General features: G+C 73.1%; 5 protein-coding genes. 1 reads left to right on the top strand and 4 read right to left on the bottom strand.

Features of this window, described 5'->3' with window-relative positions; genetic code table 11:
• Nucleotides 1-249: 249 nt before the first annotated feature.
• On the bottom strand, nucleotides 250-1,923 hold the full coding sequence (locus tag MXD58_RS19055) for a metallophosphoesterase (protein ID WP_250609664.1): 1,674 nt from the start codon (nucleotides 1,921-1,923) through the stop codon (nucleotides 250-252).
• A gap of 415 nt (nucleotides 1,924-2,338) precedes the next feature.
• Between MXD58_RS19055 and MXD58_RS19050 the strand changes: the two genes are divergently transcribed.
• On the top strand, nucleotides 2,339-3,049 hold the full coding sequence (locus MXD58_RS19050; RefSeq protein WP_248837083.1) for a FadR/GntR family transcriptional regulator: 711 nt from the start codon (nucleotides 2,339-2,341) through the stop codon (nucleotides 3,047-3,049).
• Between the two features lie 169 nt (nucleotides 3,050-3,218).
• On the opposite strand, the gene MXD58_RS19045 is transcribed toward MXD58_RS19050, so the two are convergent.
• The 3 genes from MXD58_RS19045 to MXD58_RS19035 all read right to left on the bottom strand — a co-directional run.
• Nucleotides 3,219-4,085: an oxidoreductase gene (locus MXD58_RS19045; protein ID WP_248837084.1), complete on the bottom strand. Its 867-nt coding sequence runs from the start codon at nucleotides 4,083-4,085 to the stop codon at nucleotides 3,219-3,221.
• Between the two features lie 154 nt (nucleotides 4,086-4,239).
• Nucleotides 4,240-5,145 (bottom strand): alpha/beta fold hydrolase, encoded by a 906-nt coding sequence (locus tag MXD58_RS19040; protein ID WP_248837085.1) that lies wholly within the window; start codon nucleotides 5,143-5,145, stop codon nucleotides 4,240-4,242.
• Nucleotides 5,142-5,351: hypothetical protein (locus tag MXD58_RS19035; RefSeq protein WP_250609663.1), on the bottom strand; the 210-nt coding region annotated here is incomplete at its 5' end. The genes MXD58_RS19040 and MXD58_RS19035, both read right to left, overlap by 4 nt.

The following is a 5,351-nucleotide window of genomic DNA, read 5'->3' as shown; positions in this document are numbered from 1 at the left end:
GCCGTGGCCTGGGGCAAGGGCAGCAGCCGCGGCAAGCTCGCGACTTTCGTCGCGATCGCCGCCACCCTCACGGGCTGGGCCCTGTCCTGACGATGCTCCCTGCGGGCGCCGCCGCGCCGTCCGCGTGGCGCGGGTGCCGGGCGGCACCGCGGGTCGTGGCCGGGGTGCGACCTGCGGCCTGGCCACGACCCGACTGGGGTGCGTGAGGATGGGGTGTTGGTGTGGCGGGTGCTCAGGTGTGGCGCGTGCTCAGTGGCGCTTCGGGACGGGGCGGCGCAGGGTGACGCGATCGAACTCGGCGCCGTGCTCGTCGATGCCACGGATGGTCAGGGTCGATGCGCCGCCGGGGCGGCCGGGGGTCGACTCGACGGCGACGAACGCGTAGTTGTCGAACCGGGTCCGCGACCAACTGATCGACTCCGGGGTCTTCGTGCCGTCGGCGGCCCAGACGTAGCTGTTGGGCACGACGTTCGACGCCGGGGCGATCTTGCCGCGGTAGGACTCCGGCTCGCCCGTCTGAAACGCGTAGCGCGGGCGGCCGGCGCTGCCGGCGGTGATGTAGATCGTGCCGTCGGTAGCCGGCTCGATCGTGGAGCCGTCGAGCGCCTCGCGGGTGGGCGCGTTGCCGCGGATCGGGTCGGAGCGCTCGTAGAGGTGGTTGTGCCCCTGGAGCACGAGGTCGACCTGGTAGCGGTCGAACAGCGCCGTCCACGCGGCGCGGACGCCGCCGTCGCTGGCATGCTGCGACGTCGTCGAGTAGGCGCAGTGGTGGAAGAAGCAGACGATGAAGTCGAGGTCGCGATCGGCGCGGTAGGCCTTGAGGGTCCGCTCGACCCAGGAGGTCTGCGCGCCGCCGGAGTAACCGGTGTTCGCCTTGATCTCGAAACTGACGTCGTTGGCGTCCAGCGAGAGGACCGCGACGTTGCCGTAGACGAACGAGTACACGCTCGGGCAGCCCTGGGGGCCGTCGGTCGGCAGGTCCAGGCGGGCGGCGTGGCCGCCGTAGCCGTGCGGCGAGTAGAGCGCTTCCATGTCGTGGTTGCCGGTGGCGAACATCCACGGGGTGCGGGCGGCGCTGCGCTCGATGTCCGACAGGTAGACGTCCCAGACGGTGGGGTCGTAGTTGTCGAAGCCGTCGGGCGGAGTGCCGGTGGTCGTGCGCTTGGGCGGCTTGCCGGCGCCGGACGGGTCGGCGTAGCAGATGTCGCCGGCGAGCAGGTGGAACGCCGGGTCGAGGCGGGCGATCGCCGCGGTGATCGCGGAGGCGTGCGCGACCGTCGGCTCGTTGTCGGGCTTGTAGTAGTTGTCGTCGAAGACGCCCTTGGGGTCGCCCGACGGGGTGGCGTTCGAGCCGTGGTCGCCCATCATCGTGAAGCGGAATGACCCGCCGTCGCGGCCCTTCGCGTGCCCGGTGCGCACCGCCTGCACCGGTGTCGCGGCGCCGCCGGGGACGCGGAAGCGGTAGTAGTACTCCCGGCCCGGGGCGAGCCGGTCGAACGCGGCGTGGACGTAGAACTGCTCCACCGACAGGATCGAGCCGTCGACCTGCGGCACCTGGGAGAGCAGGGGGCGGATCTCGGCCTCCACCGTGCCACCGAGGGCGCGGGTCGGGCCGATGTCGAGCAGGACCCGGCCGCGGCCGGGGTTGCGGGTCAGCTGTCCGGCGAGGCGCAGCTGACGGGCGGGGTCCGCGCCGAAGGCGGTGTGCCGGCCGCCGACCAGCAGCGGCGCCTCGGCGCTCGCCGCGTAGGCGGCCCGGCCGAACGGGGTCGCCCCGAGAGTCGCGGCGCCGGCGCCGGCGAGGCCGCCGAACAGCACACCGCGTCGGCTCACGGGGCGGCGGCGAAGGAAGGTCTGGAGCCAGTCGTGCTGCTCCGCCATGGACATGTCGCGGGCGATCTGCGCCGGAACGCCGGACGCCACAACCTCATCGGATGGACTCACAGGCATGGCGCCGAACGTAGGCCCGCCGTGGGTCGCCCGCCCCCACCGCCGGATGGCCACCGACCAAAAAACAGGCAAACATGATGGTCAGTCCGGCGTCGACGCGCGTCGTTCCCGGTCGCCACCAGCGCGGCCGACTCCCTCCCGCTGGCCTGTCCCGCGATCGTCGACCCGGTCCGACAAAGCGTGAGCGGTGCCGCCGGATAGCGGTAGTTGCCCCGACAATGAGCGAATACCGGTGCTGCTATTCTCGCATTGTCCGGTTGGCCGGCGCGTCTTCGCGGCGGGCCTGGATTCCGGCCGGACCGACCGATTCGGCTCCACCACCACAGCGGCGAAGGGACATCCCCCACATGCCGGGCCCCGCCAGTCCAGCGTCACGGATCCCTGATTGATGCGCGCTGAGAAAGTTCCCCTCCGGCTGGCGCGGGAGATCGTTCGCGGGCTGGCGGGTATGCCGCGCGGCACGAATCTGCCGAGCGAGGCCGAGATGATCGAGAAGTACCGCGCCAGCCGCGGCTCGGTGCGTGAGGCGCTGCGGATCCTCGAGGTGCAGGGACTCATCACCATCCGGCCCGGGCCCGGCGGCGGCCCGATGCTCGTCGGTCCGCGCAGCATCTTCCTGGCCCGCACGGAGACGCTGTTCTTCCATCTCCTCCAGGCCCGCTACGCCCACCTCCTGCGCGGCCAGGCGGCGCTCGAGCCCCTGATGGCCCGGCTGGCCGCCAACAATCCCGACCGGGCCCGGGTCGGTGACCTGGAACAGTTCGCCACGAGCGGCCCGGCCGACAGCGCCGCGGACACCTACCGCGACCGGGCGGCCAGCTTCCACGCCACGCTCATCGCCGCCGCCGGCAATCCCGTTCTCGGGCTGGTCTGCCAGTCCATCCGGGATATCGCGCTCGCCCGCATCGACCGGCCGGTCTTCAACGATCTGGCGGAACGGCGATCCACCGTCGCGGCGCATGTGGCCATCGCGCAGGCGGTCCTCACCGGCGACGCCGACCTCGCCGAACGGCTCATGACCATCCACATGGACGCCTACTGCGCGCGGGTCACCGAAGACCGCGCCGACCTCGTCGAGGAGATAGTCGGGTGGCACTGAACAAACCTTCCGCGAGCGTCGATTTCTGCCGGGAAGCAAACCGCTATCCCACCTTCCACACACCACCATTTCTTCGGTGATTCGCACCACATCAATGTCCGGCGTCGATTCGGCGTGGCGAATAGCGGCCCGGGCCGGATCCCCGCGGGCCCGCGGTGGTGGCGCCGGGTCAGGCGCCGATGCGGTCGAGCCGCGCGGCCACAGCCGGCGCCAGCGCCAGGTCGGCGGCGGCGATGTTCTCCCGCAGATGCGCCACCGACGAGGTACCGGGGATCAGCAGGATGTTCGGTGAACGCCGCAGCAGCCAGGCGAGCGCCACCGCCATCGGGGTCGCACCGAGCTCGTCCGCGACGGCCCGCAGCGCGTCGGACTGCAGCGGCGCGAACCCGCCGAGCGGGAAGTAGGGCACATAGGCGATGCCCTGGCGGGCGGTGAGATCCACCAGCTCGTCATCACCGCGCCGCGCGAGGTTGTACAGGTTCTGCACGCAGACCACCGGGGCGATCACCTGTGCCTCGGCGAGCTGCTCGGCGGTGACCGTGCTCAGCCCGAGGTGGCGGATGAGGCCCTGCTCGCGCAGCTCGGCGAGCGCCTCGAACTGCGGGGCGATCGAGCCGGGTTCTGGCGCCTCGATGCCGCCGACGCGCAGGTTCACCACGTCGAGGGTGTCGAGCCCGAGCCGGCGCAGGTTGTCATGGACGGCGCTGCGCAGCTCGGCGGGGGTGCGGGCGGGCGGCCAACCGCCCTGGGCGTCGCGGCGGGCGCCGACCTTGGTGACGATGTGCAGGTCGTCCGGATAGGGCGCGAGCGCCTCGCGGATGAGTTCGTTCGTGATGTGCGGGCCGTAGAAGTCGGCGGTGTCGATGTGGCGGATACCGAGGTCCACGGCGGCGCGCAGCACCGCGATCGCACCGTCGCGGTCCTTCGGCGGGCCGAAGACACCGGGCCCAGCGAGCTGCATGGCACCGTAGCCCACCCGGGTGAGCTCCAGGTCCGCGACCCGGTAGGTGCCGCCTGCAAGGCGCTGCGAGGTCATGGTTCTCCCCTTCCTTCCGTCCGTCCTGCGCCGCCCCGGCCGGGCGCCCACCATTCATACGCCGGCGGAGCCCGGTCGTCGGCGCGCCGGGCCGTCCACCGCGCGTCGCCGGTGGCCGGGCCGGTCACCGGGACCGGGCGGACTTCGGGCTCGGTCAGCCGCGAGCCGGGGCGGTCTGCCTCGGCAGCTGGCCCTCGCCGAGGCGGGTCCGCAGCAGGCAGCGCTCGGCGAACGCCAGCGCGGCGAGATGGTAGGAACGCGCCGCCCAGCTGAGGCTGACGTTGTGCGGCGCGCCGGACTGCCGCGCGGTCTCGACCAGCGGCGAGGAGGTGAACGCCCGGGCGGTCGCGGCGAGCTCGGCGTCGTCGGCGGCCCACCACTGCTCGTGCTCCGCCATCGTCAGGCGCACCGGCACCGCGACCCGCTCGGCCAGCGCGGGAAAGGCGTCCGGCCAGGTCGGCGCCTCGGCGGCCTCACCGGGCAGCACCGGTTCGAGCAGGCCCTGGCGCGCGTGCAGGACCCCCGGCGGGTAGAGGGCGGGTGAGCCCCAGAACAGCTCGAGGATCTCCCGGGCCGTGCGCGGGGGCGCGGCGTGCGGGTCCAGGCCGAAGCGGCCAGGCTGGAAGCGGCGTCCCGAGCCCGACCCGTCGATGCCGAGCAGCGCCCGCCCGCGCGGCTCGGCGGCGAGGTGGATCGCCAGCTCCACACCGTAGGAGTGGGCGAGGACGAACAGTCCGGCGCCGATCTCCTGGTACGCCGTGAACGTGTCCAGGGCGCGGTGGACCATCCGCGCGCCGGCGGGCAGGTTCTGCTCGGCGGGGCTCAGGTCCGCCGAGGCCCGGTAGCCGGGGCGGTCGAGCGCGAGCACCTGCCAGCCCGCCGCGGCGGCGACGGTGAGCAGCGAGAGCTCCGGATCCGCGGCGCAGTGGAAGTAGGTGGCGTTCACGCCACCGCCGTGCAGCGCCACGATCGTCCCCCGGGGCCGCGCCACGGGCGCGAGCAGACCGGACAGCGCGTGGTCGCCGGCGTCGAGCAGGACGGGCCGGACCGGCTCGGTCACCGATCGCCGTCACGGGCAGTGCCACCGGCCGCGGCCGGGGCGACGAACACGCCGATGTCGTCCCGATCAGGGTCACCATGCCTCATCCCGTCACCGTATTGCGCCAGGCACCGCCAGCGCCCGCCGATGTGACGTCGATGGCCGGCGCCGCAGCCCGGAACTGTCGCCGGCCCGCGGTGGGCCGCGTGCGGCCCCTGCCCGTGCGC

Source organism: Frankia sp. AgKG'84/4, from assembly GCF_023242965.2.
Taxonomy (GTDB): domain Bacteria; phylum Actinomycetota; class Actinomycetes; order Frankiales; family Frankiaceae; genus Frankia.
Note: the sequence above shows the minus strand (reverse complement) of the source record. Positions and strands in the feature narration are given on the sequence as shown.